The sequence below is a fragment of the Streptomyces sp. NPDC060031 genome (assembly GCF_042736805.1).
GTDB lineage: Bacteria > Actinomycetota > Actinomycetes > Streptomycetales > Streptomycetaceae > Streptomyces.
Map to the genome: position 1 here is coordinate 1 of NZ_JBHWVM010000226.1, position 1,008 is coordinate 1,008.

A 1,008-nucleotide genomic window follows, 5' to 3' on the forward strand; every position below is an offset into this window, starting at 1 on the left:
CCCCCCGCCTGCGCGGCGGGGGGCCGGGGACCGCCCCTTCCTACTGGCCGACGAGTACGGCCGACGCGCCGGCGCGCAGCGCGGCGTTGAGGTCGAGCAGCTCCGCGTACGCCCGGGAACAGGACCGGCAAGCGGCCAGATGGCGGCTGAGTCCGCGCCCGCGCGGCGCCCCGCGGCGCCGGACGGCGGCCCCGAGCACGGAGCTGTAGTGGCGGCACCGGTCGTCGGCCGCGGTCTCGAGGTGGGCGTTCAGGTAGGCCTCGCGCAGCCCCTCGCGCGCGCGGAAGGCCAACGAGGTCACCGCGCTCGGGGTGATCCCCAGCAGCAGCGGGACGGGGTGCGGGCAGTCGTCCTCGACGAGCGTGTGCCACAGGACGGCCTTCCAGCGCTCGGGCAGCGTGCGGAAGGAGCGCGCGACGAGCCGGCGGTCCTCGCTGTCCAGCAGCTCGCGCTGCGGGTCCCCGCCGGCCGGGGCCGGGCACCAGGATTCGACGTCGGGCGTCAGCACCGTCCGCCCGTCGCCGGCCCGCCACTCGATCGCCGTGTGGCGGACCACGGTCAGCAGGTACGGACGCCACTGCTCCCGGGGCCCGGCGCCGGACCGGATCGCCTGGAGGGTACGGATGAACGCCTCCGAGACCAGGTCCTCGGCGTCCTGCGGTGCGCGGCAGCAGGCCCGGGCGCAGGCGAGGGCGGCGGCGCTGTGCCGCCGGTACAAGAGGTCGCAGACGCCTGGGTCCGCCGCGCCGGCGGCGTAGGACCGTCTCAGGCGCAGGATGAGGTCCCGGTCGCGGGGCGGGGTCTGGGACCCGCCCTCGCGCCCGGGACCGGCCGTGGTGTGACGAGAGCCGGACATGACACTCCTCGTGTGTTCCAGGGCCCGCGGGCCCCTTCGGGCGACGGCAAGGTGCGGTGGCGGGGCGCACGAGGCGTAGGGACCGCACCCCACAAAACGGGCGCCACGCGCGGCGGTGGCGTATAAACAAAAAACAACCCACCAAACACAAA

The 1,008-nt window shown here is 75.6% G+C and carries 1 protein-coding gene; it reads right to left on the reverse strand.

Annotated elements, in window-relative coordinates; genetic code table 11:
* Positions 1-40: 40 nt before the first annotated feature.
* The gene (locus tag ACFWB8_RS37180; protein ID WP_385237785.1) at positions 41-856 is read right to left on the reverse strand and encodes an RNA polymerase sigma factor; all 816 of its coding nucleotides are present in this window, start codon (positions 854-856) and stop codon (positions 41-43) included.
* Positions 857-1,008: the final 152 nt, after the last annotated feature.

Bases quoted from the DNA above. Each gene is read 5' to 3' on its own strand.
- ACFWB8_RS37180 (WP_385237785.1), bottom strand. From the start codon at position 856: ATGTCCGGCTCTCGTCACACCACGGCCGGTCCCGGGCGCGAGGGCGGG.